The organism is Mesorhizobium sp. WSM4845 (assembly GCF_055811455.1).
This window is the reverse complement of sequence record NZ_JBVVQA010000012.1, coordinates 88088-114819: the sequence shown is the minus strand read 5'-3', so window position 1 is coordinate 114819 and position 26732 is coordinate 88088. Positions and strand designations below refer to the sequence as shown.

The window sequence follows — 26732 nt, the reverse complement described above, 5'->3', positions numbered from 1 at the left end:
CTCATTCGGCGCGCTGAACCACGGCCACGTTCATCATGCTTCTCAACCTGAAGCCAATGGACTCGTATAATCCGATGGCCGTGGTGTTGCTGGCAAAGGCGTGGAGATAGGGAACTTCGCCGCGCGCCGCTATCCGGTTTGCCACGAACAGCGACAGCAGCCTGCCCAGGCCACCGCCTCGAAATTCCGGATGTGAGCACACCCCGCTAAGTTCGGTATAGCCGGGTTGCTTCATGCGTTCGCCGGCCATCGCCGCAAGTCGGCCCTCGATCTTCACACCCCAAAAATCGCCGAGGCTCAAGGCTTCGAGCGTGAATGGGCCGGGCTTGGTCACCAATGCCAAGGCGAGCATCTCAGCTGCATCGTCCCGCGTCAGACGTTGCACGCGCTCGTCGGAGACCATCTGCAATGGCCGCTCGGCAATCATCTGAACCCCGGGCGCGGTCGAAGTCGCCGAAAGTTCCGCGGGCAGAGCAATGGCGTCCACCTGAAGCAGGATCGCACTCTCGCCTGGGGAGACAAGTTTTCCGAGCGCCTGCAGGCTTTCCGCATCGTCCGCGGCACTGGCAGCGAAGGGAGCTATCGAGGGCCGATACCGCATGGCGAGGTCGTCACCTTGCGCGAAGGCGTGGTGTCGCGTCCGAAGCGCGCTCCACACGGGACGGTCAAGCAGGTGTTTCATTGCGCGGCACCTTCCGGCTTCTTTACACGACGGTCGAGAGGCGCCGCGGCGAGGCCGTCCTCGATGGCGGCCAGCTGATCAAGAAGCGGCCCAGAAAGATCCGCGCACAGATCCGCGACGGCATTCTCGATGCGCGGCCAGACGTCGTGCTTTGCAATATCGACCAGCCGCTGGCCGTGCAGGGTAAGGCAGACAATCCTGCGCCGCTGGTCATCATCCGATGGACTGACCTCGACCAGTCCCAATTCGGCCAGAAGCGACACGCTCCGCGTTACACCTGGCTGCGCGACCCCGAGGGATTGCGCCAGTTCCCCGACTGGCAGCGGGCCCAGCCTGTCGAGCGCAGCCAGCAGCGGGTATTGGCTCGACTGAACCGGCACATCGAGGCAGTCGAGCAGGCGCTGCGTATCCGCCTGCAATTGCTCGCCAATACGCTTCAGCCTGCTGCCCAGGCACAGGAAGCCAAGGGACCTTATGACGTCTTCCATAATCAACCTGCCAGGCAATTGATAACATGATATATAACGTTATATGGAAATCAAGCGCCGCCATCGCACGGCCGCTTTCAAGCGTCGTCACCAGATTTGGTCGTCTTGGGTCGGGAAAATCGCTCGGATGCTGGCGCTGCGTCGCCTGGGCAAGCCGTTCAGTCAGTTCCGCAGCCGGTAGCCGGTCCTGAAAATCCACGCGACGATCGCTATGCAGATAAGCAGGAAAACCACGGTCATGCCGAGGCTGATGCCGATCGAGACGTCGGACTTGCCGTAGAAACTCCAACGAAAGCCGCTGACCAGATAAAGGACAGGGTTGAACAGCGTCACCGTGCGCCAGGTGCCGGGCAGCATGTCGATCGAATAGAAGCTGCCGCCAAGGAAGGTAAGCGGCGTGATGATCAGCAGCGGCACCAGCTGCAGCTGCTCGAAGCTCTTCGCCCAGATGCCGATGATGAACCCGAACAGGCTGAAGGTCACCGACGTCAGCACCAGGAAGGAGAGCATCCAGAACGGATGCTCGATGGTCAGCGGCACGAACAGCGACGCGGTCCCCAGGATGATCAGGCCGAGTATGATCGACTTGGTCGCCGCACCCCCGACATAAGCGATGATGATCTCCAGATAGGACACCGGCGCCGACAGCAGCTCGTAGATCGAGCCGACGAATTTCGGGAAATAGATGGCGAAGGAGGCGTTGGAGATCGACTGCGTCAGCAGCGACAGCATGATCAGCCCCGGCACGATAAAGGCGCCGTAGCTGATGCCGTCGATCTCGGTGATGCGCGAGCCGATGGCCGAGCCGAAGACGACGAAATAGAGCGATGTCGAGATGACCGGCGAGACGATGCTCTGCAGCACGGTCCGAAAGGCGCGCGCCATTTCCATCTTGTAGATCGCCCAGACGGCTCGCAGGTTCATGCGCCCTTCCTCACCAGATTGACGAAGATCTCCTCGAGCGAGCTGTTTTGCGTGTCGATATCGCGGAACTGGATGCCGGCCCTCTCAAGGTCGCGGAGCAGCGAGGCGACGCCCGGCCGCTCGCTCTGGTTGTCATAGGTGTAAGTCAGTCGATCACCGTCCGGCGAAAGCTCCAAAGCGTAGCGCGACAATTTCTCGGGTATGGTGGCGAGCGGGCTGCGCAATTCCAGCAACAGCCGTTTGCGGCCGAGTGTGCGCATCAGTTGCACCTTGTCCTCAACCAGCACGATCTCACCGCGATTGATGACGCCGACGCGGTCCGCCATCGCCTCGGCCTCCTCGATATAGTGCGTGGTCAGGATGATGGTGACGCCATCCTCGCGCAGCCGGCGCACCATCGCCCACATGTCCTGACGCAGCTCGACGTCGACGCCTGCTGTCGGCTCGTCGAGGAACAGCACCCTCGGTTCGTGCGACAGCGCCTTGGCGATCATCAGCCGCCGCTTCATGCCGCCGGACAGGGTGATCGCCTTGGCGTCCTTCTTGTCCCACAACGACAGGTCGCGCAGCACTTTCTCGACGAAGGCGTGGTTGGCCGGCTTGCCGAACAGGCCGCGGCTGTAGTTGACCGTCGCCCACACGCTCTCGAACGCGTCGATGGTCAGTTCCTGCGGCACCAGCCCGATGAGGCTGCGTGCGGCGCGATAATCCCGGCTGATGTCGTGGCCGTCGACGCTGACTGTGCCCGACGAGCGGTTGACGATACCGCAGACGATCGAGATCAGCGTCGTCTTGCCGGCGCCGTTCGGCCCGAGCAGCGCAAAAATCTCGCCGCGCTCGATATCGAGGTTGATCTCCTTCAGCGCTTTGAAACCGGTGGCGTAGGTCTTGGTGACCCCGGAAATGGCAATGATCGATGGCATGGCTGAAAAACGGCTGCTTGAAAGGAGGTCTGTTGATTTTAGTCCGCTGAATGTCGGTGCGCGCGGCCGGAAGTCAATGGCACTCCTGACATTCTGGACATCGGCGCATCCACCGCTGCCGCAGTCCTGCGGCGTTCCGCCTCGCGTGACGCCACGCCGCTTTGACCGCCTGGCGCATCCGGCCTATCTTCCCTGACATAGCAGCAGCCGGAGCCCGCCATGGACCCGCTCATCCTTTCGCGCATCCAGTTCGGCGCCAACATCTCGTTCCATATCCTGTTTCCGGCTATCACCATCGCGCTTGGCTGGATGCTGCTGTTCTTCAAGCTTCGCTACAACGCCACCGGCGATACCGCCTGGATGCGCGCCTATTTCACCTGGGTGAAGGTGTTCGCGCTGTCCTTCGCTATGGGCGTGGTTTCGGGCGTCACCATGAGCTTCCAGTTCGGCACCAACTGGCCGGGTTACATGGAGACCGTCGGCAACATCGCCGGCCCGCTGCTCGCCTATGAGATACTCACCGCCTTCTTCCTCGAGGCGGCGTTCCTCGGCATCATGCTGTTCGGTTTCCGCCGCGTCTCCAACCGCATCCACACGCTGGCAACCGTGCTGGTGGCCGGCGGCACCACCCTGTCCGCCTTCTGGATCATCGCGCTCAATTCATGGATGCAGACGCCGGTCGGCTTCGAGATGCGCGACGGCGTAGCCCACGCTACCGACTGGTGGGCGATCGTCTTCAACCCGTCCATGCCCTACCGGCTCGTCCACATGCTGCTTGCCTCCGGCCTGACGGTTTCGTTCCTGATCGCCGGCCTGTCGGCGCTGCGCTATCTCTATGGCGACCGTTCGGAATCGATGTGGAAGGCCTTGCGCACCGGTGTTTTCACCGCGGCGATCCTGATCCCCATCCAGATCTTCGCCGGCGACCAGCATGGCCTCAACACGCTCGAGCATCAGCCGCAGAAGGTCGCCGCCATGGAGGCCAACTGGAACACCGGCCCCAACGTGCCGCTGGTCCTTTTCGCGCTTCCCGACGAGGCGGCAAGGGAGAACAAATACGAGATCACCATCCCCGATGGCGCCAGCCTCATCCTCAGGCACAGCGCCAGCGGCGTCGTGCCGGGGCTGAACGACTATGCCGGCAACCACCCGCCGGTGTTCCCGGTGTTCTGGGCTTTTCGCATCATGGTCGGCACCGGCGTCCTGATGCTCGTCGTCTCCTGGTCGGCCGCCTTTTTCCTCAAGCGCCGGCACAGCCTGCCGAGACCGCTGGCGCTGGTGATGGTGCCGATGGCGCTGTCCGGCTGGCTGGCGACACTGGCCGGCTGGTACACCACCGAGATCGGGCGCCAACCGTGGCTGGTAACCGGCGTGCTGAAAGCTGTCGATGCCGTCGGCCCGGTCGCCGGCAGCCAGGTCGCGCTATCGCTTGCGGTCTATCTTATCCTCTATGCGCTGCTTCTGATCGCCTATCTCGGCGTGCTGGTCTATCTGGCGCTGAAGGCGGCGAAGGACGGCGATGCCTCGCCGCTGCCGGGCTTTCTCGACGCGCCGCTGTCGCAGCCGGCGGCGAAATAGGAGAACGGCGATGACCCTCGACTGGCCGACATTGCTCCCCCTCATCTTCGCCGGCCTGATGGGCCTTGCCATCCTGATCTACGTCATCCTCGACGGCTTTGACCTCGGTATCGGCATCCTGTTCGCAGCGGCCGGAGACGCCGAGCAGGACACGATGATCGCCGCAATAGGCCCGTTCTGGGACGCCAACGAGACCTGGCTGGTGCTGGCCGTCGGCCTGCTGCTGGTCGCCTTCCCGCTGGCGCACGGCACCATCCTCACCGCGCTCTACATTCCGGTCTTCCTGCTCCTTGTCGGCCTGATCCTGCGCGGCGTTGCCTTCGATTTCCGGGCCAAGGTGCCGGCCGGTCACAAGCATCGCTGGAACCGCATCTTCTTTCTGGGCTCGGTCATCGCATCGCTGGCGCAGGGCTACATGCTGGGGACCTATGTGCTGGGCCTTGATGTCGGCCTCGGCGGCATGGCCTTCGGCGCGCTGGTGGCGCTCTGCCTTGCCGCCGCCTACGCGGCGATGGGCGCAGCCTGGGTCATCTACAAGACGGAAGGCGAATTGCAGAAGAAGGCGGTGCTATGGCTGCGCCGGGCGCTGGTGCTGACCGCGCTCGGCATGGTCGCCGTCTCGCTGGCCACGCCGCTCGCCAGTCCGCGCATCTTCGACAAATGGTTCGTCTGGCCGGCCATGCTCTATTTGTCGCCGCTGCCGGTCCTGTCGGCGGTGCTGTTCGCATGGCTGTGGCGGCAGACCTTCCATCTGCCTAACGCCGGCGACCGCCATGCGCTGACGCCGTTCTTGACGCTGGCCGCCATCTTCACGCTGGGCTTTGCCGGCCTCGCCTGGTCGTTCTATCCCTTCGTCGTGCCCGACAGGCTGACCATCTGGCAGGCGGCGTCCGCGCCGGAAAGCCTCGCCATCATCCTGGCCGGCACGGTGGTGGTGCTGCCGATCATCATTTTCTATTCGTTTTATGCCTACCGCGTCTTCGGCGGCAAGGCGACGGATCTGAGCTACGACTGACTGGCAAACCGCCGAACTGCACAATATTTAGGCAGTCGATTGCTCGGGCGGCAGCGGCTCGTGAAGACTGCCTTGCCAATCCCACCTTGCCAATTCCGCCGGGAAAGTCCGATTCGCAGCGATTTCGATGGTTTGGCATGTCTGTTGCTTTGCCCTGGCGACCAATTGGTTTTGTCCAGTCAAAGGGAAAGATAATGAACCGTCGCAATGTCTGCATGCTGGCCTTCTCCGCCGCCGTTGGAATGGCCATGGCTTCGTTTCCGCAGGCGCGGGCCGACGCCTTGAGCGACATCGCGGCGCGCGGCACCGTCCGCATCGCCGTTCCACAGGATTTCCCGCCCTTCGGCAGTGTCGGCGCCGACATGACGCCACAAGGCTACGACGTCGACATCGCCAATCTGATTGGCGAAAAGCTCGGCGCCACGGTCGAGATCGTCCCGGTCACCAGCGCCAACCGCATTCCCTATCTCCAGACCAACAAAGTCGACCTGGTCATTTCCAGCCTCGGCAAGAATCCCGATCGCGAGAAGGTCATCGACTTTTCCGAAGCCTATGCTCCGTTCTACAACGGCGTGTTCGCTCCGGCAGACGTCGCCGTCGCAAAAGCGGAAGACCTCGCCGGCAAGACCGTTGGCGTCACCCGCGGCGCGATCGAAGATCTCGAACTGACCAAGGTTGTGCCCGCGAGCGTCGAGATCAAGCGCTACGAGGACAATAACGGCACTATTTCGGCTTTCCTTTCGGGCCAGGTCGAGGTGATCGCGACCGGGAATGTCGTCGCCGCCGCCATCCTCGAAAAGAACCCGCCCAAGCGGCCGGAGCTCAAGTTCCTGATCAAGAACTCGCCTTGCTACATCGGCATGAACAAGGAGCAGCCGGCGTTGATGGCCAAGATCAACGGGATCATCGCCGCCGCCAGGTCCGATGGCGCCCTCAACGCCATTTCGCAAAAATGGCTGAAGGTGGACCTGCCGGCTGAGCTGTGATCGCCGCCCGCCGCGTGTGGCTGAGGTCGGATAGCAAGTCATGACCTATCAGTTCGATTTCAGCTGGCTGATCGGATCTCTGCCGGTGCTGCTCAAGGGCATCCGGATCACCGTGCAGCTTATCCTGATCGGCGCGGTGTTCGGCGTGGCATTGGGCATTGCCTGCGCCTGGGTCCGGGCGCTGGGGCCGAAATGGCTAAAACCCGTCGTTGCGACCTATGTCGAGCTGATCCGCAACACGCCCTTCCTCATCCAGCTGTTCTTCATTTTCTTCGGCCTGCCGTCGCTTGGCATCAGGATGTCGGAGCTGACCGCCGCCAACCTCGCCATGATCGTCAATCTCGGCGCTTACAGCTGCGAGATCATCCGCGCCGGCATCCAGGCCACGCCGCGCGGCCAGTTCGAGGCCGGCGCCAGCCTCGCCATGACCCAGTTCCAGACCTTCTGGCACGTGGTTCTGGTCCCGGCGCTGCAGCGCATCTGGCCTGCGCTGTCGTCGCAGATCGTCATCGTCATGCTGGGTTCGGCCGTCGTTTCGCAGATTGCCGCTGAGGACCTGACCTTCGCCGCCAACTTTATCCAGTCGCGCAATTTCAGGGCCTTCGAAACCTACATCGTCTCCACCTTGATCTACCTGGCGCTCGCCATCCTGCTGCGCCAGCTGCTGGCCGGCCTGGGCGGGATGCTGTTCCCGAGGAAGGCGTCGCGATGAGACAGGCGCCATGACCGAATTCAGCTTGTGGGACATCCTGCGCAACCTGCTTCTGGCCGCCCGCTGGACCGTTGTCCTCTCGCTGGTCTCCTTCATCGGTGGCGGCATCGTCGGCGCGGCCCTGCTTTTCTTGCGCATCGGCGGCCGGCGTGGGATGCAGTTTCTGTCACGCGGCTACATCCAGCTGTTTCAGGGCACGCCGCTGCTGATGCAGCTCTTTCTGGCTTTCTTCGGGCTTGGCCTGTTTGGCATCGACGTTCCCGCCTGGCTTGCCGCCTGTGTCGCGCTCATCCTGTGGACCGCAGCCTTCCTCGCCGAAATCTGGCGTGGCTGCGTCGAGAGCATTGCCAAGGGCCAATGGGAGGCGTCAGCCAGCCTCGGCATGGGTTATCTCCAGCAGATGCGCTACGTCATCCTGCCGCAGGCACTGAAAGTGGCGCTGCCGCCGACCGTCGGCTTTTCGGTGCAGGTGGTGAAGGGCACCGCGCTCACCTCGATCATCGGCTTCGTCGAACTGTCGAAGGCCGGTTCGATCGTCACCAACGCCACGTTCCAGCCGTTCACCGTCTATGGCCTGGTCGCGCTCATCTACTTTGCTTTGTGCTGGCCGCTGTCGAAATCCAGCCAGCTCCTGGAAAGGAAGCTCAATGTCGCTCATCGCAATCACTGAGGTGAAGAAGCGCTTCGGCGACAACGAGGTGCTGAAGGGGATTTCCATCGACGTCGCGCCGGGCGAGGTCGTCGCCATCATCGGCAAGAGCGGTTCGGGCAAGTCGACGCTGCTGCGCTGCATCAACGGGCTCGAGACCATCGATGAAGGCTCGATCGTCGTCGCCGGCGCCCAGTTCCTGCCCGACGAGGTGCATCTCAAGGCGCTGCGCCTGAAGGTCGGCATGATTTTTCAGCAATTCAACCTGTTTCCGCATCTCACCGCCGGCGGCAATGTCATGCTGTCGCAGATGGTGGTGAAGAAGACGCCGAAGAAGGACGCCGAGGCGGTCGCGCGAAAAATGCTCGACCGCGTCGGTCTCGCCCACAAGTTCGATGCGTTGCCGGACGAATTGTCCGGCGGCCAGCAGCAGCGCGTGGCGATCGCCCGGGCGCTCGCCATGCAGCCCATCGCGCTGCTATGCGACGAGATCACCTCGGCGCTCGATCCCGAGCTCGTCGCCGAAGTGCTGGCCGTCGTCAAGGAATTGGCGGCGGAAGGCATGACGCTGGTGATGGTCACCCACGAGATGCGCTTTGCCCGCGACGTCTGCTCGCGCGTCGTCTTCATGCATCAGGGCCGCGTCCACGAGATCGGCGCCCCCGAGGACGTTTTTTCCAATCCCAGGACGCCGGAGCTCCGGCAGTTTCTGGGCGTGCAATAAGCTGTGTTGATATTCAGCCGGCCTGCAACCGGCGCTACTCGCGTACCCGAAAGTACGCTCCGTTCCGGTTCTCGGAATCCACCATTTTCGGCGCGGCCTGACCTGGTACCTCACCACACCTGACGCCGACATGCGTCCATTAGGACGCACCAGGTACACTGGCAAAAGATCAGCTCTTGTTGCCGGCCAGCACCAGCACCGGCTTGTCGCTGTAGAGGTCTGGGAATAGCGTCTTCAAATTCTCGACCTTGGGCAGGTCGTTGTAGACGATGTAGGGATAGGTCGGGTTCAGCGTCAAAAAGTCCTGGTGGTAGTCCTCGGCCGGATAGAATTTTTTCCCCGTCTCCAGCGTGGTCACGATCGGCTTCGGAAACACCTTGGCCTTGTCGAGCTGGGCGATATAGCTCTCGGCGATCTTCTTCTGCGCGTCGCTTTCGGCAAAGATCGTCGAACGGTATTGCGGGCCGCGGTCCGGACCCTGGTAGTTCAGCTGCGTCGGGTTGTGCGCGACCGAGAAATACACCTGCAGCAGCTGGCCGTAACTGACTTTGGACGGCTCGTAGATGATCTCGACGGCCTCGGCATGCCCGGTCCGGCCGGTGCCGACCGTCTCGTAGACGGCGGTGTCCTTGTCGCCGCCGGCATAGCCGGAGACGGCGCTGGTCACGCCCTTGACGTGCTGGAACACGCCTTGCACGCCCCAGAAGCAGCCGCCGGCGAAGATCGCCCTGGCGGTGCCGGCGGCGGGTTTTTCGTCCATCGCCGGTGGCGGGATCACCATCGCCGCCTCGGCCGAGATCGCCGGCGTCTGCCACAAGGCGGCGCCAGCCGCCGCGAGCATCAGCGCCGCAAGCGCGCCCCAGGCGACGTTGGTCAATCGTTTCGCGGCGGTTCTTTCAATGCCGGCCATCTCTGATCTCTCCTGCATGAGGTTTTCGACTATACGACAGATAGGTTCGTCGCGGTTTCACATTGCCGTGCGGGCGTGTGCGTCGGCCGGCCCGACCCCGTTCCGGACGTGGCCTACTTGGCCGTGCCCATTGCGTCGCAGGTCTTGGTCGCCTCGTCCTTCTTCATCGCGTCGGTTTCCATGGCAGCCTTGTCTATGCAGCCCTTCAGCTTTTCGACCGCCATCGGATCCGCGGGCTTCATCGCATCGGTCGCCGGCTTCATGGCGTCAGTCGTCATCGCATCGGCCGGCTTCATCGCATCTTCGGCGCGCGCAATGCCGCCGGCAAAAATCGCCGTCGAGCAAAGCGCCAAGGCAAGTGCCGGCAAGGTCAGGCGGTTGGTCATATGTGGTCTCCAAGAGTTGGTGATGCGCCGAAATGGCATTACACATCAGCTCTTCGCCACCGCCTGGGTCTTCGTTACAGCCATCACCGCTTCGTGATCGCCCACCTCCGCTCATCCTCGAATTGGCCCACAAATAAAAACGCCGCCCGGTGGCAGGCGGCGTTATGAATGCTTTGCTTCGACAAGGTCGAGCGTTGCGCCGTTTCCCGTCCAGCTACTGCGTAAGCACTGTTTGCGAAGCCCGTTGATTGAAGTCGCATTTGCCGGTCACGGTGTAGAAGAAGTCGGCGTTGGACACCGGAGCCGGGACGGGATTTCCGCCGTCCTCCCAGGCCTGCTGGCTGGATTGGCCGCATGGCACTGCAGTGAAGATGTCCACCTTCTCGCCGTTCGCGATCTCGACGCCGTCGATGTACAGCCGGTTCGATGTCGCCGAATCGTTGGATCTGAGCACGGGTGGCTTGGGCGGATTTGCTCTTGCGGCATCCGGCACATCCATCTGCAGAAACAGTGAATCCATAAGGCTGACATCGATCACCGCGCCGGCGCCGTTCGCCGGGTACATGGTGTTGGTGCAGGTGGTCAGGTATTTCTTGTTGCCGCTAACCTGTGTGATCGCCCCGGTTGGCAGGTTGTTGAAATTCTGCACCGTCTTGGTCGTGCATTTTTGTTCCTGGACCTTCGTCTCCGTCGCTCCATTGACCGTATACACTGTCGACGTGCCGTAGCCTTTCGGATCACCAAAATTGTTATAGACATAGGTGATCTTCATCAACGGGTTGACCGCCGTCTCGGTGAATTTCGTGCCGAAGAGCGACACCGTCTTGTTCCAATGGCCCGACACCTTTTGGACCTTGAACGTGGTCTGCACCAGTGCCGGCCTCTTGCGCACCGCCGAAGCGACGCCGATCTGCACGGTATCGACGCGGGCGATCTGCATGAAGTTCGTCGGCATGGCAAAGCTGGCCGAAGCATTGATGCTGGCGGTGCCGTCGGCGGCGACGACGAAGCCGTCGAGCTTGGCAGTGCCTTGCCCGCTATTGGCCGCAAACGACTCCTGCAGCTTTACCTGACGGTCCGCCAATGACGTGCTTGTCGGCAGCGTGGTGATCGCCAGGGTCGCGGCATCGAGCGCATTCTGCATCGAGCCCTTGGTCGCAATGGCCGCGTTATAGTCGACCGAGAGGCCCAGAGCGGCACACATCGGGATAAGCATGATGGCGAGTATCGGCGCTAGGGAGCCGCTCTCGGAACTGAGAAAATGGCTTCCGGACAGTGGCATTTCGCGTTCCCCAAACGGTAAAAGGTGACGGCCTATTACGCAGGGCGCGAATTATGCCCCAATCTGATGTAGCAAAGTTTAACGACGTTGCGATCGCTGCCGGCTCATGCGGGGCGCCCGGCCGCTTGCCCGGGCAAGCTGCCCCTGCTAAAGCGCCCGACATGACCACGCCGATCAAGAACATCCGCAATTTCTCCATCGTCGCCCATATCGACCATGGCAAATCCACGCTTGCCGACCGGCTGATCCAGCTGACCGGCGGGCTGGAGCTGCGCGACATGAAGGAGCAGGTGCTGGACTCGATGGACATCGAGCGCGAGCGCGGCATCACTATCAAGGCGCAGACGGTGCGGTTGAAGTACCGCGCCAACAATGGCGAGGATTTTATCCTCAACCTGATCGACACGCCGGGGCATGTCGACTTCGCCTACGAAGTTTCGCGGTCGCTGGCCGCCTGCGAAGGCTCGCTGCTGGTCGTCGACGCCTCTCAAGGGGTCGAGGCGCAGACGCTGGCCAATGTCTACCAGGCCATCGACAACAACCACGAGATCGTCGTGGTGCTGAACAAGGTCGACCTGCCGGCGGCCGAGCCGGAGCGGATCCGCGAGCAGGTCGAGGAGGTGATCGGCATCGACGCCTCCAACGCCGTGCTGATCTCGGCCAAGACCGGCCTCGGCATTCCCGACGTGCTGGAGGCGATCGTCAACGATTTGCCGCCGCCGCGCGAGGGCGACATCACAGCACCGCTGAAGGCGATGCTGGTCGACAGCTGGTACGACGCCTATCTCGGCGTCATCGTGCTGGTCCGCATCATCGACGGCGTGCTGAAGAAGGGCCAGACCATCCGCATGATGGGCACCGGCGCCAAGTACCTGGTCGAGCGCACCGGCGTCTTCACCCCCGCCCGCATTAATGTCGATGAGCTCGGCCCCGGCGAGTTCGGTTTCTTCACCGGCTCGATCAAGGAAGTCGCCGACACCCGCGTCGGCGACACCATCACCGAGGACAAGCGCCAGACGGCGCAGGCCCTGCCCGGCTTCAAGCCGGCGCAGCCGGTGGTGTTCTGCGGCCTGTTCCCGGTCGACGCCGCCGATTTCGAGGATCTGCGCGCCGCAGTCGGCAAGCTGCGCCTCAACGACGCTTCCTTTTCCTATGAGATGGAAACCAGCGCCGCGCTCGGCTTCGGCTATCGCTGCGGCTTCCTTGGCCTGCTACATCTCGAAATCATCCAGGAGCGGCTGGAGCGCGAGTTCAACCTCGACCTCATCGCCACCGCGCCCTCGGTTGTCTACCGGCTGCTGTTGAACGACGGCACGACGAAGGAATTGCACAACCCCGCCGACATGCCCGACGTGGTCAAGATCCAGGCCATCGAGGAGCCGTGGATCCGCGCCACCATCCTCACCCCCGACGAGTATCTCGGCGGCATCCTAAAACTCTGCCAGGACCGGCGCGGCATCCAGGCCGACCTGTCCTATGTCGGCAAGCGCGCCATGCTCACCTACGATTTGCCGCTCAACGAGGTCGTCTTCGACTTCTACGACCGGCTGAAGTCGATCTCCAAAGGCTACGCCTCGTTCGACTATCACCTCACCGACTACAAGGAAGGCGACCTGGTCAAGATGTCGATCCTGGTCAATGAGGAGCCGGTCGACGCGCTGTCGATGCTGGTCCACCGCACGGCGGCGGAAAAGCGCGGCCGGCAGATGTGCGAGAAGCTGAAGGAGCTGATCCCGAACCATCTGTTCAAGATCCCGATCCAGGCCGCCATCGGCGGCAAGGTCATCGCCCGCGAAACCATCTCGGCGCTGCGCAAGGACGTCACCGCCAAATGCTACGGCGGCGACGTCTCGCGCAAACGCAAGCTGCTCGACAAGCAAAAAGAGGGCAAGAAGCGGATGAGGCAGTTCGGCAAGGTAGATATCCCGCAGGAGGCGTTTATCCAGGCGCTGAAGATGGGCGATTGAGCGCTCCGACCTGCGGCCGGACGCATCGGTGACCACCAATTGAACTCCGGCATGAGCACTACCGGAAGCCGGTGCAGATGAACTGCCACTAGCGATACGAGAAGCGCAAGAAAAAGGCCGGGAGCCTGAATGACTCCCAGCAGTTGGGTTGTTCAGAAGGCGAAGCGGCGATAGCCGCCGCCTATTTATCGGCTACGGAAATGACCGCACACGGATTCGGTGCGGCCAAAGCGGAAGCGCTGGTAAGGATTCACCCAAACCATTTCTTCACCTCTTCAAAGGGTGGGCCTTGAAAAGAGGCGGCGGAGGTGCGATTCTAGGGATGGAGTGGTCCTAGCGTCGCAGTGGCTACCGCCTCTTTCCGACTGCTTGGTCATCTAGAGCCGCCGTCCCGGTGCAAACGGGATTGGCGGCTTTCTAGTAGTCTCCCCTCTGACGCCGATGGCCAGAGCGCGAGGGGCTATAGAGGTCTCATTCGTCGGCATCCTCCGCATCATTTTCTTGCTCGGATTTCCGCTTCGGCCGGTCGTCGGTCGGAAAGCAGAAATCGAGGACGGTACCGAAAGTCAGCATGAACCTGTCGCGCTCGACCTTTGTCCAAGACTGACCTTCTGTTGGGAGGCTGACCAAAAGCCCCGCAAGGGCGGGCGGCAGTGATCCGTCGACAGACGGCGGCTTTCGCTGAGCCTGTATACGTGGCTTCATAGGTTTCGGGGGGGAGAGTTTCCTTGTGGCAGCGGGTCGGTCTCCGTTGGCGCGAGGAGCCGGACGCGATCGCTCCGGCCGCACACCTGCTCCGGCATAAAGACCAATGAATGTCGTCACCATCCGCGCCTGTTGGCCGACAGGAACGTAACTTCGAAATGCGTCCCGGATACGGGTCTCGTCGTCAACGGCAGGATCTATGTACGCGAGGGCATCAGCATAGGCCGCGTTTAACCAGTCGGTCAGACGTGCCTTATATTCCGCTTCTGGCGCAAGCCGCAGTCCCTCAAAAACTGGGGATGGCTTACCACTTTCATCTAGCAAATCCAGCGTCTGAAGTGCTTGAATAGTACGTGGGATAAGGCTTTCCGAGATTCCTGCTCGCCCAAGAACGTCAGCGTCGACAGGCGACGGAAGCCCCTTGTTTCGATGTCGTTCTATAAGGGCCAAGATCGCGGACGCGGGCGCGTATGGCGCTGGTTTGTCTGCTGTAACTGGCATGGGCATATCCCGTTGCGAATCTGCGTTAACAACACTGAACCAACGTATCCTAAAAGTCAACATAGGGTTCAGATACATCTGGTACTTCCGGTACTTAATATAACATATTGAAATAATTAGAAAATTTATCAGCAAGGATTATCGATATCGAAACTAAGCGATCTTCATGCGATCCGAACCAAGGAATTTGTCGACAGCCACGCGGTGGTTGGTTGGATGTTTCGCCATTTCGGAGGCTGGGGGCTGGGGGAGAAGGGCGCCTTCCAACTTGACGCCGTCCCTGCCACCGCCATAGCGTGACGCCTTCAGCGAAGGAGCGCAGCTATGGCAGGCACGGTCGAAGGCGAAAAGATCGATGTCGGCTTTTCCGGCCGGCGCTGCATCCATTCGCGCAATTGCGTGCTGGGCGATCCGGATGTCTTCGTGCCCAACGCGAAGGGCCAGTGGATCCATCCCGAGGCGGCCAGCGTCGAGAAGATCGTGGCGATTGCCGAACGCTGCCCGTCGGGCGCCATCACCTATGTAAGGAAGGATGGCGGGCCGCAGGAAAAGCCGCCGGTGGTCAACACGGTGCGCATCCGGGAAAACGGCCCGCTGGCGCTGCATGCCGAGATCGTGCTCGGCGGCGAAACGTTTTATCGCGCCACGCTGTGCCGCTGCGGCGCTTCGGAGAACAAGCCGTTCTGCGACGGCAGCCACAGCAAATCAGGCTTTGCCGCCACCGGCGAGCCGGCGCTGAAGGACACGCCGGCGCTGGCCGCGCGCAATGGCCCGCTGACGGTGACGCCGACGACCAACGGCCCGCTCAAGCTCGAAGGCAATGTCGAGATCGTCACCGGCACCGGCCACACGGTCGACCGCACGACACGCACCTTCCTCTGCCGCTGCGGCCACTCGGCCAACAAGCCGTTTTGCGACGGCAGCCACAAGCGCGTGGGGTTTGTGGGGTAGCTGGCGCAGCGGCCAAGCGCCAATCTCCCCCCTCGTGGGGGAGATGTCCGGCAGGACAGAGGGGGGCGCCGTAGAGCGCTAATTTCAGCAGCACAATGCCTCACACGCCGTTGCCGCCAAAACATCGCGCAAACGCCAGATCGATGCGCAAGGTCATGACATCAGCCGAGCTGAAGCTCTGGAACGAGCTTCGCGCGCACCGGCTGATGGGGCTTGGCTTCCGCCGACAATTCCCGATCGCCGGCTATATCGTCGACTTCGCTTGCCCAGAAAAGAAACTGATCGTCGAGGTCGACGGCTCCCAGCATGCGCAAGGCGATGCTGTTGCCGGCGATGAGGCAAGGACATTGCGGCTGAAACAGGATGGCTGGACCGTCCTGCGCTTCTGGAATGACGACATTATCCGCGACATCGACAATGTCTGCCAGCATATTGTGATTGCGGCTGGCCAGGGGCATCCGTCCGAATGAACGGCCGGGGCGGGATGTAACCACGGCAAGGCCGGCGGGACAGCGCCCCCCTCTGTCCTGCCGGACATCTCCCCCACAAGGGGGGAGATCGAACTTCATCGTGGCCCAGCGCTCGCGGCTTTATCCGCCGTTCCGTATCGGCTAAGGGGCGGGGACGAAATTCGCCGGACCCGCCAGAATGATCACCAAACCATCGCCCCTGTTCCTCGGCATTGACACCGGCGGCACTTACACCGACGCCGTGCTGTGGTCGGAGGCGGGCGGTCCTAACGGCAAAGTGCTGGCCAAGGCCAAGGCGCTGACGACGCGCCACGACCTCGCCGTCGGCATATCGGGTGCGGTCGACGCGGTGCTGCAGAAAGCAGGCACCGACCCTGCAGCGATAAAACTGGTGTCGATGTCGACGACGCTTGCCACCAACGCGCTGGTCGAGGGCCAAGGCGGCCGCGTCGCGCTGGTGATGATCGGCTTTGCCGAGGGCGACCTTGCCCGCGACGGGCTGAAGGCGGCACTTGGCACGGACCCTGTCGTGTTCTGCCCCGGCGGCCATGATGTCCACGGCAATGCGGCAAAGCTCGACCTGTCCGGGCTAGAGGCTGCGCTGCCGGAACTCGGCGCCTCGGTGTCCGGCTTTGCCGTCTGCGCCTATTTCGCCACCCGCAACCCGGCGCACGAGCTCGCCGCTCGCGACCTGATCCGCGAAAAGACCGGCCTGCCGGTCACCGCCAGCCACGAGCTTTCGGCCAAGCTCGGCGGCCCGCGCCGGGCGCTGACGACGCTGCTCAACGCCAGGCTGATCTCGATGATCGACCGGCTGGTGGCGGCGACGGAGGGCTTTCTTGCCGCGCGCGGCATCGCCGCCCCGCTGATGGTGGTGCGCGGCGACGGCGCGCTGGTTTCGGCCGCCTTCGCCCGCCAGCGGCCGATCGAGACGATTCTTTCAGGCCCGGCCGCCAGCCTTGTCGGCGCTCGCCACATGACCGGCCTCGACAATGCAGTCGTGTCCGACATCGGCGGCACCACCACCGACGTTGCCGTGCTCGACCAGGGCCGTCCCAGGCTTGACCCGGAAGGCGCCACCGTCGGCGGCTTCCGCACCATGGTCGAGGCGGTGGCCATGCGCACCTTTGGGCTCGGCGGCGATTCCGAAGTGGCGCTGGAGGATGGCGCGCTCAACCCAAGAATCCTGCTCGGGCCGCGCCGCCTGGTGCCGCTGGCGCTGGCCGGCATGATGCATGGCGAAGCGGTGACCGTCGAACTGGAACGCCAAATCCGCGCGGCCAACCCCAGCCGCATGGATGGCCGGCTGGCGGTCAGGACTGGCGTGCCGCAGCGGCTGGCTGCCGGCCTGACCGGCGCCGAGGCCAAGCTTTATGAGCTGATCGGCTCGACGCCTCTCGCCGTCGACAGGCTTTTGACATCAAACGCCCAGAACGCCACCTTGAACCGGTTGGTGTCGCGCGGGCTGGTGCATGTCGCCGGCTTCACGCCGTCGGACGCCGCCCATGTGCTGGGCAAGCAGGCCAACTGGGATGCCGCCACGGCTCGGCTCGGCGCCGAGCTGTTCGCCCGCAAGCGCGACGGCCGCGGACAGGCGATCGCCGCCACGCCGGAGGCGATCTCGGAACGGGTGCTGACCACGCTGACCCGGCTGTCGGCGGAAGTCATCCTCGAAACCGCCTTTGCCGAGGACGGGCTGGATGGCGCGGCGACCGTGGCGCACGCGCTGGTCCAGCGCGCCGTCGATTCCCATCCCGGCATCGCACGGCTGAGCGTCGCGCTCGACCGCCCGGTCATCGGCCTCGGCGCCTCGGCGCCGCTGCATTATGCCGGGCTGCCACCGCTGGTCGGCCATGACTGCCTGGTGCCCGAAGATACCGATGTCGCCAATGCGCTCGGCGCCGTCGTCGGCCAGGTCAGGGTTTCGGCGGAGGCGCGCGTCAGCCAGCCCCAGGAAGGGCTGTTTCGCGTCGCCTCAGGCGAAAGCGTGCGCGACTTCAATGACGAGGCGGCGGCGATCGCGGCAGCGGAAACCGATGTCCGCGCCATTGCCGCCGGGCGGGCCAGGGACGCCGGCACCGACAGCGCCGAAATCGAGATCGCCAGCGAATTCCGCGTCTCGACCGTCGAGGGCCAGCGCATGTTCATCGAGGCGCATGTGGTGGCAGTGGCGTCGGGCAGGCCAAGGATCGCGGTGTAGGGCGCCTTGTGGGAGAAGGGGGAGCCGCACCAGCCTGCGTCAACGCAAAGGGTGAGGCGGCATTCGAAATGGAAGCGATTTGCCCTACCTTCACCCTAAGCTGAATTGACCCTGCCACCCTGACATGTCAAAGGCCCGGCCAAAGCCTTTCGCCTGGAGAAAGCCCCGATGACCGATCGCGTCGAAATCGCCGGATTGCGGATTGCCCGCGAACTTTATGATTTCGTCGTGAACGAGGCGCTGCGGGGCACCGGCATTGCAGCCAACGCCTTCTGGACCGGCTTCTCGGCCATCGTGGATGATTTGGCGCCGAAGAACCGGGCTCTGCTCGCAAAGCGCGACGCGCTGCAAGGCCAGATCGACCGCTGGTATCACGACAATGGCGCGCCCAGCGACATGGAAGCCTACAAGGATTTCCTGAGGGAAATCGGCTATCTCGTGCCGGAAGGGCCGGCCTTCTCCGTAGCGACGGACAATGTCGACCCCGAGATCTCGGTGGTTGCCGGGCCGCAATTGGTGGTGCCGGTGATGAATGCGCGTTATGCGCTGAACGCCGCCAACGCGCGCTGGGGCTCGCTCTATGACGCGCTCTACGGCACCGACGCCATTCCCGAGACCGACGGCGCCGAGAAGGGCGGGAGATTCAATCCCGTGCGCGGCGCCAGGGTCATTGCCTGGGCGAAGGATTTTCTCGACGAGTCGGTGCCGGTCACCTCAGGCAAATGGGCAGGGGTCAACGGGCTTTCCGTGGCCAACGGCATGCTGCGGCTGGGCGAGGGCGCCGGCGCCACCACGCTCGCCGATCCCAAACAGTTTGCCGGCTATCGCGGCGACGCCGATAATCCCGAAGCCGTCCTGCTGACCCGCGATGGCCTGCATATCGAGATTGTGATCGACCGCAGCAACCAGATCGGCAAGACCGATCCGGCCGGCATTGCCGACATCGTGCTGGAATCGGCGCTGACCACCATTCAGGACTGCGAAGATTCTGTCGCGGCAGTCGATGCGCAGGACAAGGTTTTGGTCTACCGCAACTGGCTCGGCCTGATGAAGGGCGACCTTGCCGAGGAGATCACCAAGGCCGGCAGCACGTTTACGCGAAAACTCAATCCCGACCGGTCGTACACCGCGCCTGATGGGGGCACGCTGTCCCTGCCCGGCCGCTCGCTGATGCTGATCCGCAACGTCGGCCACCTCATGACCAATCCGGCGATTACGGACCGCGACGGCAGCGAGGTTCCGGAAGGCATAATGGATGCGGCGATGACGGCGCTGATCGCGCTGCACGATGTCGGCCCGAACGGACGACGCGCCAATTCCCGCGCGGGCTCGATGTATGTCGTAAAGCCCAAGATGCACGGGCCGGAGGAAGTCGCCTTCGCCGTCGAGATATTCGACCGTGTCGAGGCGCTGCTCGGCATGGTGAAAAACACCATCAAGATGGGCATTATGGACGAGGAGCGGCGCACCACCGTCAACCTCAAGGAGGCGATCCGCGCCGCCAAAGATCGCGTCGTCTTCATCAACACCGGTTTCCTCGACCGCACCGGCGACGAGATCCACACCTCGATGGAAGCCGGCCCGATGATCCGCAAGGGCGACATGAAGCAGGCCGTCTGGATTGCCGCCTACGAAGCCTGGAACGTCGACACCGGGCTGGAATGCGGGCTGGCCGGCCGCGCCCAGATCGGCAAGGGCATGTGGGCGATGCCCGATCTGATGGCGGCGATGTTGGCGGAAAAGATCGCCCATCCCAGGGCCGGCGCCAACACCGCCTGGGTGCCGTCGCCGACAGCAGCAACGCTGCACGCCACCCACTACCACAAGGTCGACGTCCACGTTGTGCAGGCGGCGCTGAAGAGCCGCCCCAAGGCAAAGCTCGACGACATCTTGTCGGTGCCGGTAGCGGTGCGGCCGAACTGGTCGCTGGAGGAGGTCCAGAACGAGCTCGACAACAACGCGCAAGGCATTCTGGGCTATGTCGTGCGTTGGATCGACCAGGGCGTCGGATGCTCGAAGGTGCCTGACATCAATGACATAGGCCTGATGGAGGACCGCGCCACGCTGCGCATCTCCTCGCAGCACATCGCCAACTGGCTGCATCACGGCGTGTGCACCTCAGACCAGGTGATGGAGACGATGAAGCGCATGGCCGGCGTCGTCGACCGCCAGAATGCAGGCGATCCGCTCTACCGGCCGATGGCCCCTGACTTCGACAAGTCGATCGCCTTCCTCGCCGCCTGCGACCTCGTATTCAAGGGCCGGGTCCAGCCCAACGGCTACACCGAGCCGGTGCTGCACGCGCGGCGGCTGGAGCTGAAGGCGAAGGAAAGCCCCTCGATAGCGCGAACAGAGTTTTAGTATAGCCCGACAGATATTAGCAATTGCTAAAACATCGTTGTCCCGGTGCACGCGATCTGCTACGATTTAACCACCGACAAACGGCTCTGGGAGGCCGTGCGTCCGACATCATGCACAAGAACTCAAAACCGGAGAACGGCCATGAAACGGCTTCTGACGGTCGCTGCGATTGCGGCGGCGGGCAGTTTGGTTGCGATGCAAGGCGCAGCCGCCGATGACGCTGCGATGATCAAGAGCGCTGAATCCGCTGCACCCCCCGCTGTAGCAAGCGGCGCTGCGATCCACGCTATGGATGAGAAGGGTGCGATGCGCACACTGCGCGAGGGTACAAACGGCTTCTGGTGCATGCCGGACCACCCGGCCACGCCTGGCCCGGATCCAATGTGTGGCGATGCCAACTCGATGGAATGGGCAATGGCGTGGATGGAAAAGAAGGAACCGCCCAAGGGCAAGGTCGGCTTCATGTATATGCTGGCCGGCGGCAGCGACGGCAGCAACACCGATCCTTTTGCGACGAAGCCCGAGGAAGGCAACAATTGGATAGAGACCGGCCCGCACGTGATGGTCGTCAATGCAATGGACATGATGCAGGGCTATCCGGCGGACCCCAAACCTGACACGTCCAAGCCATATGTGATGTGGGCGGGCACTCCCTACGCACATCTCATGATTCCGGTTAAGTAGCTGCCGCCGAAATGACTGGCGATAGCGATCAGGCTGCGTAGCGTCAGACTGTCGAGCTCCTTCGGGCCGGTCACCCTCCCTCAAGGGGGAGGGGAACGTCACGCCGCCTGCGCCATTCGCTCCGAACTCATGCGGTACGAAATCGCCTCGGCCAGATGGATGCGGCCGACCGTCTCGCTGGCCTCGAGATCGGCCAGCGTCCGCGCCACCTTCAGCACCCGGTGATAGGCCCGCGCTGAAAAGCCAAGCTTTTCGCTGGCATCCCTGAGCAGCGACAGGCCTGATGCATCCGGCATCGCGATCTCCTCGATAACAGAGGGTGAGCAGTGCGCGTTGGTGGTGACGGAGGTCGCGCCGAGCCGCTCGAAACGTTCGCGCTGGGTTGTCCGCGCGCGGGCCACGCGCAGCGCCACATCGGCACTTTTCTCCGCCCGGTCCGGCCGGATCAGATCGCTGGCCGAGACCGCCGGCACCTCGATCCGAAGATCGATGCGGTCGAGCAGCGGGCCTGATATGCGCGCCTGATAGTCGGTGCGGCAACGGTCGCCGCGCAGGCAGCGATAGCCAGGCTCGCCGGCCATGCCGCAGCGGCACGGGTTCATCGCCGCGACCAGCTGGATGCGCGCCGGATAGGTGACGCGATGATTGGCGCGGGCGATCATGCAGTCGCCGGTCTCCAGCGGCTGGCGCAGCGCATCGAGCGCCTGCGGCGAGAATTCGGGAAACTCGTCGAGGAACAGCACGCCGTGGTGGGCCAGCGAGGCCTCGCCCGGCCGCACGCGCAGGCCGCCACCGACCAGCGCCGCCATCGAGGCCGAATGGTGCGGCGCGCGGAACGGCCGCCGGTCGGTCAGCTTGCCTTCGCCAAGCTCGCCGGCCACCGAGGCGATCATCGAGACTTCGAGCAATTCCTGCGGCGCCAGCGGCGGCAGGATCGACGGCAGCCGCTGCGCCAGCATCGATTTTCCCGATCCTGGCGGACCGATCATCAGCATGTTATGGCCGCCGGCGGCCGCCACTTCGAGTGCCCGCTTGGCGGTCTCCTGGCCCTTGATGTCGGCAAGATCCGGCAGGTCGCGCGCCGAGGCATGGATGCCGGCCTCCGGCCGCGACAGCACTTGCGTGCCGCGAAAATGATTGGCGATGGCGATCAGGCTGCGCGGCGCCAGGATGTCGAAATCCTTGCCGGCCCACGCCGCTTCCGGGCCGCAGGCGAAAGGACAGATCAGGCCCTTGCCTTCGGCATTGGCGCCGATCGCCGCCGGCAGCGCGCCGGCCACCGCGGCGATGGTGCCGTCGAGCGACAGTTCGCCAAGCACGACATAGCCGGCCAGCATGTCGCCTGGAATGGCGCCAAGCGCCGCCATCAGGCCAAGCGCGATCGGCAAATCGTAATGGCTGCCTTCCTTGGGCAGATCGGCGGGCGCCAGATTGACGGTGACCTTCTTCGACGGCATCGACAGGCCCGATGCGTGCAGCGCCGCCTGCACCCGCTCCCGGCTTTCGGCCACCGCCTTGTCGCCGAGGCCGACGATGTGCATGTTAACCTTGCCGGGCGCGATCATCACCTGCACGTCGACCGGCACGGCCTCGATGCCCTGGAAAGCGACCGTGCGGACCCGCGCAACCATTTTTCTGCCCCCGGACATGGGCTCGCCCGAAGCCCATGCGATCATGCCGCGAACGGCGTCATCTGAGACAACCACAGATTTTGGGCAAAGGCAAGAACATTACGGGAACAATCGAACGGTGTGCCTTGATGGCGTCGCATCGGCTACGGACCGGAAAGCCGCTGTTCCGCCAAGCATGGACGCTACTTGCGTTTGTCCTCGACCGCATCCCAGAACAGGCTGGCGATATCGGCGCCGCCAAAACGCTGCACCTCGCGCACGCCGGTCGGCGACGTCACGTTGATCTCGGTCATGTAGTCGCCGATCACGTCGATGCCGACGAGGATAAAGCCGCGCTCCTTCAGCGACGGGCCGATGCGGGCGCAGATCTCGCGTTCGCGCTCCGTTAGTTCCGTTTTTTCGGCGCGGCCGCCGACATGCATGTTGGAGCGTGAATCAGTCTCGGCCGGCACCCGGTTGATGGCGCCGACCGGCTCGCCGTCGATCAGGATGATGCGCTTGTCGCCGGCGCGCACCTCCTTCAGATAACGCTGAACGATGTAGGGCTCGCGGAACATCTGGCCGAACATTTCGAGCAGCGAGGCGAGGTTGCGATCGGCCTCGTGCAGGTGGAAGATGCCGGCGCCGCCATTGCCGTAGAGCGGCTTGACGATGATGTCGCCGAACTCCTTGCGGAAGGCGGCAACCTCTTGGCTGTCCTTGGTGATCAGCGTTTCCGGCATCAGGTCGGGAAACTCGGTGACGAAGATCTTTTCCGGGCTATTGCGCACCCAGGCCGGGTCGTTGACCACCAGCGTCCTGGGATGGATGCGCTCGAGTATGTGCGTCGTGGTGATGTAGTTCATGTCGAACGGCGGATCCTGCCTGAGCAGGATGACGTCCATCTCCGACAGGTCGGTGCGCACTTTCTCGCCGAGCGAATAGTGATTGCCCTTCTCGTCGAGGACCTGCATTTCCTCGACGCCGGCAAACACCTTGCCGTCGCGCAGCGACAGCCGGTCGGGCGTATAATGGAACAACTGGTGGCCGCGTCGCTGCGCTTCCAGCGACAGCGCAAACGACGTGTCGCCGGCAATCGAGACGGTGGAGATGTGGTCCATCTGGACAGCGATTTTCAGAGGCATGGCGGATCTCCGGCGGATCGGATGGGCTGCTTGCCCTTACAACCTCCCCGGTCATCTGCCAATCGCGACATTTTGAGGATTGCCTGCTGGGCGTAGGTGAGGCGCAGGCGGAGCGCCTTGCCCAGTTCGGCTGCGCCGGCAGCAACGATTCCTGTTCGGCGGGCCGGTTGGTTTCGATGCCACGCTCGGCTATCCCAGAAATTCGCTCCGTGGCACCTTGCGCTCAAGGGATCTGACGAGCGACTTGTCAGACATAAGCCCGCGAATTTGCGTTTTCTCCCTTGCTCCCCCGACCGGTCTGGCTAGGATGCGCGCCGACCGAGCCTACGGCGCCGCGCGTCCTTTTGGATGCGCAAACGACGCTGTAGCACTTTGATTTTGCGCATGATCGTTTCCGAAAATCGAAACCGATTTTCGGGGTCATGCGCAGGGAGAAAAAAATGATGCCATCGGCGCGCTTTGCCGACCTTGAGGGCGCTTCGGTGCTGATTACCGGCGGCGGCTCCGGAATTGGCGCGGCGCTGACCGAGGGTTTTGCCCGCCAGGGGGCAAAGGTCGCCTTCATCGACATCGCCGACGCCCCGAGCCTGGCGCTGGCCGACCGCATCGAAAAGGATCTCGGCCGCCGCCCCCTCTATCTCAAGACCGACATACGCGACGTCGAGGCGCTGCGGGCTTCGGCCGCCAGGGCCGCAGAGGCGCATGGCGACGTCACCGTGCTGGTCAACAATGCAGCACTTGACGATCGCCACGCGGTGGAAGACGTCACCGTGGAGTTCTGGGACAACAACCAGGCGGTCAACCTGCGCCCGCATTTCTTCTCCGCACAGGCGGTGGCGCCGGGCATGAAGCGCGCCGGCGGCGGCTCGATCATCAACTTCACGTCGACGTCGTTCCTAATCAATCACCCCGACATGCCGGCCTATACCGCCGCCAAGGCCGGGATCGTCGGCCTGACCAAGGGGCTTGCCGGCAAGCTCGGCGCCGACGGCATTCGCGTCAATGCGATCGCACCCGGCTGGGTGATCACCGAGCGGCAGAAGCAGCTCTGGGTCACCGAACAGGCGCTCGCCGCCCACGTGGCCAAGCAATGCATCAAGCAGGTGATGCAGCCGGAAGACGTCGTCGGCACGGTGCTGTTCCTGGCGTCGGACGCTTCGCGCATGCTGACCGCGCAGATGCTGATCGTCGACGGGGGCTTCCTGTGAACTCAGCGAGCAACGTGCCTTCTGTGGCCGCCGTCGATTGGGGCACCACCCGTCTCAGGGTCTGGCTGGTCGATGAGGCCGGAAATGTCCTCGCCGAGCGTCGCGGCGACGACGGGCTGATCACCGCGCAGGCGGCCGGGTTTTCGACCCTCCTCGAAGGACATCTGGCGGCGATGGGCGCGCCGGAAGCGATGCCCGTGATCATCTGCGGCATGGCCGGCTCTCGCCAGGGCTGGCTGGAGGCGCCCTATGTCAGCGTGCCGGCGCCGATCGGCGCCATCCTTGCCGGTGCTGCGCGCGTTCCCGGCCAGCGCCGCGACATCCGCATCGTGCCGGGCCTTGCCCAGCGCCAGGCCGACGCGCCTGACGTCATGCGCGGCGAGGAAACGCAGCTTGCCGGCGCCGGTTTGCCGGCAACAGGCCGCCATCTCGTCTGCATGCCCGGCACCCACTCCAAATGGGTGCTGGTCGAGGACGGCGCCGTTGCCGGTTTTGGCACCTGGCCGACCGGCGAGCTGTTTTCGGTGCTGGCGGCGCATTCGATCCTGCGCCATTCGCTGGGCGAGCAGCCCAAGCCGGTTGCACCAGGCAATCCGTTTTTCCAGCGCTGGTGCGAGATCGCGCTGGCCGAGGGCGGCGATGTCACATCGAGGCTGTTCTCGATCCGCGCTGCGGGCCTATTGCAGGATCTGAAACCCGACGATGCCGCTGCCTGCCTGTCCGGCCTGCTGATCGGCGGCGAGATCGCCTCGGCCAGCCGCCGCTATCGAAAAGGCGCGGCGTCGATCGTGCTGGTCGCATCCGGCGCGCTCGGCACCCTCTACACTGAGGCGCTCGGTCTTGCCGGGCTTGCGGTGAGAGCCGTCGATGCCGACGAGGCGGTGCGTGCCGGCCTCATCGAGGCGGCGCGCAAAAATGGCATGATTGCCCAGACATGATCGACAACAGCGGAGTTGCCGCATGACCGAGACCGCATCGTTTCCGAAGCTCGAGCGCGGGCTTGTCGCCATCCTGCGCGGCCTCAAGCCGGACGAGGCGGTGGCCGTCGGCCGGGCGATCTTCGAGGCCGGCATCGAAGCGATCGAAGTGCCGCTCAATTCGCCGGATCCGTTTGTCTCCATCGCGAGAATTGTTGAGGCGCTGCCGGCGACGGCATTGGTCGGCGCCGGGACTGTGTTGACCGCAGCCGATGTCGACGGACTGAACAAGGCCGGCGGGCGGCTGCTGGTCAGCCCCAACATCGATGCGCAGGTCATGGGTCGCGCCATGAATTACGGCATGGTGACGATGCCGGGCGTATTCACGCCGACCGAAGCCTTCCAAGCCATCGGGCTCGGCGCCTCGGCGCTGAAATTCTTCCCGGCCAGCGTGCTCGGCGCGGCCGGGATCGCGGCGATGCGCGCCGTTTTGCCGGCTGAGACGCTGGTCGGCGCGGTCGGCGGCGTGTCGGAGAAGGACTTTGCCGGCTACAAGGCGGCCGGTGTCAGCGTCTTCGGCCTTGGCTCCAGCCTGTTCAAGCCTGGTATGAGCGTCGACGAGGTGGCAACGCGGTCCCCCGCCCCCCGGGCGGGCGGGGGCGCCCCCGGTTGGGGGGGGCCCCGGGGGGCGGCCGAGGTTTGGGGTTTTTGGGCCCAGGGTTTTAAAGAGGGGGCGGGCCCGCCGAGTAACCCC

At 63.6% G+C, this 26732-nt stretch carries 26 protein-coding genes; 16 read left to right on the top strand and 10 right to left on the bottom strand.

The genetic code is table 11. The features are described 5' to 3' along the window. Window position 1 precedes the first annotated feature (1 nt). The 4 genes from AC0L2C_RS16000 to AC0L2C_RS15985 form a co-directional block, all read right to left on the bottom strand. Complete coding sequence (locus AC0L2C_RS16000; RefSeq protein WP_473523818.1) at window positions 2-682, bottom strand: GNAT family N-acetyltransferase; 681 nt, start codon at window positions 680-682, stop codon at window positions 2-4. Beyond that, window positions 679-1170, bottom strand: a complete 492-nt coding sequence (locus AC0L2C_RS15995; protein ID WP_128169309.1) for a MarR family winged helix-turn-helix transcriptional regulator — start codon at window positions 1168-1170, stop codon at window positions 679-681. Before AC0L2C_RS15995 ends, AC0L2C_RS16000 begins: the two co-directional genes overlap by 4 nt. Before the next feature lie 162 nt (window positions 1171-1332). Further along, a complete protein-coding gene (locus tag AC0L2C_RS15990; RefSeq protein ID WP_027154718.1) occupies window positions 1333-2094 on the bottom strand; it encodes an ABC transporter permease in 762 nt (253 codons plus the stop codon). Beyond that, the gene (locus AC0L2C_RS15985; protein ID WP_473523817.1) at window positions 2091-3017 is read right to left on the bottom strand and encodes an ABC transporter ATP-binding protein; all 927 of its coding nucleotides are present in this window, start codon (window positions 3015-3017) and stop codon (window positions 2091-2093) included. Before AC0L2C_RS15985 ends, AC0L2C_RS15990 begins: the two co-directional genes overlap by 4 nt. On the opposite strand from AC0L2C_RS15985, the gene AC0L2C_RS15980 reads away from it, so the two are divergent. From AC0L2C_RS15980 to AC0L2C_RS15950, 7 genes are all read left to right on the top strand, one after another. After that, window positions 3004-3213 carry a hypothetical protein gene (locus AC0L2C_RS15980; RefSeq protein ID WP_091591945.1) on the top strand — a complete coding sequence of 70 codons (210 nt, stop codon included), beginning with the start codon at window positions 3004-3006 and terminating at the stop codon, window positions 3211-3213. The two genes, AC0L2C_RS15985 and AC0L2C_RS15980, sit on opposite strands and share 14 nt — an antisense overlap. A gap of 23 nt (window positions 3214-3236) precedes the next feature. Further along, on the top strand, window positions 3237-4595 hold the full coding sequence (locus AC0L2C_RS15975; protein ID WP_473523816.1) for a cytochrome ubiquinol oxidase subunit I: 1359 nt from the start codon (window positions 3237-3239) through the stop codon (window positions 4593-4595). Window positions 4596-4605: 10 nt separating this feature from the next. Next, window positions 4606-5610, top strand: a complete 1005-nt coding sequence (locus AC0L2C_RS15970) for a cytochrome d ubiquinol oxidase subunit II (RefSeq protein WP_473523815.1) — start codon at window positions 4606-4608, stop codon at window positions 5608-5610. 215 nt (window positions 5611-5825) lie between these two features. Then, window positions 5826-6596 carry a transporter substrate-binding domain-containing protein gene (locus tag AC0L2C_RS15965; protein WP_091592422.1) on the top strand — a complete coding sequence of 257 codons (771 nt, stop codon included), beginning with the start codon at window positions 5826-5828 and terminating at the stop codon, window positions 6594-6596. A 40-nt stretch (window positions 6597-6636) separates the two neighbouring features. Next, window positions 6637-7308, top strand: coding sequence for an amino acid ABC transporter permease (locus tag AC0L2C_RS15960; RefSeq protein WP_473523814.1), 672 nt, complete (start codon window positions 6637-6639; stop codon window positions 7306-7308). 10 nt (window positions 7309-7318) lie between these two features. Further along, window positions 7319-7978, top strand: coding sequence for an amino acid ABC transporter permease (locus AC0L2C_RS15955; RefSeq protein ID WP_473523813.1), 660 nt, complete (start codon window positions 7319-7321; stop codon window positions 7976-7978). Further along, window positions 7956-8681: an amino acid ABC transporter ATP-binding protein gene (locus AC0L2C_RS15950; RefSeq protein ID WP_027154711.1), complete on the top strand. Its 726-nt coding sequence runs from the start codon at window positions 7956-7958 to the stop codon at window positions 8679-8681. Before AC0L2C_RS15955 ends, AC0L2C_RS15950 begins: the two co-directional genes overlap by 23 nt. 169 nt (window positions 8682-8850) lie before the next feature. On the opposite strand, the gene msrA is transcribed toward AC0L2C_RS15950, so the two are convergent. From msrA to AC0L2C_RS15935, 3 genes are all read right to left on the bottom strand, one after another. After that, window positions 8851-9591 (bottom strand): peptide-methionine (S)-S-oxide reductase MsrA, encoded by a 741-nt coding sequence (gene msrA, locus AC0L2C_RS15945; RefSeq protein WP_473523812.1) that lies wholly within the window; start codon window positions 9589-9591, stop codon window positions 8851-8853. Window positions 9592-9704: 113 nt separating this feature from the next. Next, window positions 9705-9977 (bottom strand): hypothetical protein, encoded by a 273-nt coding sequence (locus tag AC0L2C_RS15940; RefSeq protein ID WP_473523811.1) that lies wholly within the window; start codon window positions 9975-9977, stop codon window positions 9705-9707. Between the two features lie 214 nt (window positions 9978-10191). Then, complete coding sequence (locus tag AC0L2C_RS15935; RefSeq protein ID WP_473523810.1) at window positions 10192-11259, bottom strand: TadE/TadG family type IV pilus assembly protein; 1068 nt, start codon at window positions 11257-11259, stop codon at window positions 10192-10194. Window positions 11260-11420: 161 nt separating this feature from the next. On the opposite strand from AC0L2C_RS15935, the gene lepA reads away from it, so the two are divergent. Continuing rightward, window positions 11421-13226 (top strand): translation elongation factor 4, encoded by a 1806-nt coding sequence (gene lepA, locus AC0L2C_RS15930; protein WP_473523809.1) that lies wholly within the window; start codon window positions 11421-11423, stop codon window positions 13224-13226. A gap of 471 nt (window positions 13227-13697) precedes the next feature. Here lepA and AC0L2C_RS15925 read toward each other — a convergent pair whose 3' ends face one another. Next, window positions 13698-14432 (bottom strand): DUF5343 domain-containing protein, encoded by a 735-nt coding sequence (locus AC0L2C_RS15925; RefSeq protein ID WP_473523808.1) that lies wholly within the window; start codon window positions 14430-14432, stop codon window positions 13698-13700. Window positions 14433-14756: 324 nt separating this feature from the next. On the opposite strand from AC0L2C_RS15925, the gene AC0L2C_RS15920 reads away from it, so the two are divergent. From AC0L2C_RS15920 to AC0L2C_RS15900, 5 genes are all read left to right on the top strand, one after another. After that, window positions 14757-15383: a CDGSH iron-sulfur domain-containing protein gene (locus AC0L2C_RS15920; RefSeq protein WP_473523807.1), complete on the top strand. Its 627-nt coding sequence runs from the start codon at window positions 14757-14759 to the stop codon at window positions 15381-15383. Between the two features lie 95 nt (window positions 15384-15478). Continuing rightward, the gene (locus AC0L2C_RS15915; RefSeq protein WP_473523806.1) at window positions 15479-15853 is read left to right on the top strand and encodes an endonuclease domain-containing protein; all 375 of its coding nucleotides are present in this window, start codon (window positions 15479-15481) and stop codon (window positions 15851-15853) included. Window positions 15854-16031: 178 nt separating this feature from the next. Next, window positions 16032-18053 (top strand): hydantoinase/oxoprolinase N-terminal domain-containing protein, encoded by a 2022-nt coding sequence (locus tag AC0L2C_RS15910; RefSeq protein WP_473523805.1) that lies wholly within the window; start codon window positions 16032-16034, stop codon window positions 18051-18053. A gap of 168 nt (window positions 18054-18221) precedes the next feature. Then, window positions 18222-20414 (top strand): malate synthase G, encoded by a 2193-nt coding sequence (locus tag AC0L2C_RS15905; RefSeq protein WP_473523804.1) that lies wholly within the window; start codon window positions 18222-18224, stop codon window positions 20412-20414. 141 nt (window positions 20415-20555) lie between these two features. Continuing rightward, complete coding sequence (locus tag AC0L2C_RS15900; protein ID WP_473523803.1) at window positions 20556-21098, top strand: hypothetical protein; 543 nt, start codon at window positions 20556-20558, stop codon at window positions 21096-21098. Between the two features lie 98 nt (window positions 21099-21196). On the opposite strand, the gene AC0L2C_RS15895 is transcribed toward AC0L2C_RS15900, so the two are convergent. Then, a complete protein-coding gene (locus AC0L2C_RS15895) occupies window positions 21197-22729 on the bottom strand; it encodes a YifB family Mg chelatase-like AAA ATPase (RefSeq protein ID WP_473523802.1) in 1533 nt (510 codons plus the stop codon). Between the two features lie 182 nt (window positions 22730-22911). Beyond that, window positions 22912-23853 (bottom strand): glutathione synthase, encoded by a 942-nt coding sequence (gshB, locus tag AC0L2C_RS15890; protein ID WP_128185709.1) that lies wholly within the window; start codon window positions 23851-23853, stop codon window positions 22912-22914. Window positions 23854-24293: 440 nt separating this feature from the next. On the opposite strand from gshB, the gene AC0L2C_RS15885 reads away from it, so the two are divergent. From AC0L2C_RS15885 to AC0L2C_RS15875, 3 genes are all read left to right on the top strand, one after another. Further along, window positions 24294-25061 (top strand): SDR family NAD(P)-dependent oxidoreductase, encoded by a 768-nt coding sequence (locus AC0L2C_RS15885; protein WP_023801440.1) that lies wholly within the window; start codon window positions 24294-24296, stop codon window positions 25059-25061. Then, window positions 25058-25999, top strand: coding sequence for a 2-dehydro-3-deoxygalactonokinase (locus AC0L2C_RS15880; RefSeq protein WP_473523801.1), 942 nt, complete (start codon window positions 25058-25060; stop codon window positions 25997-25999). Before AC0L2C_RS15885 ends, AC0L2C_RS15880 begins: the two co-directional genes overlap by 4 nt. A gap of 22 nt (window positions 26000-26021) precedes the next feature. Next, the coding region (locus AC0L2C_RS15875) for a 2-dehydro-3-deoxy-6-phosphogalactonate aldolase (RefSeq protein WP_473523800.1) at window positions 26022-26732 on the top strand (711 nt) is incomplete at its 3' end.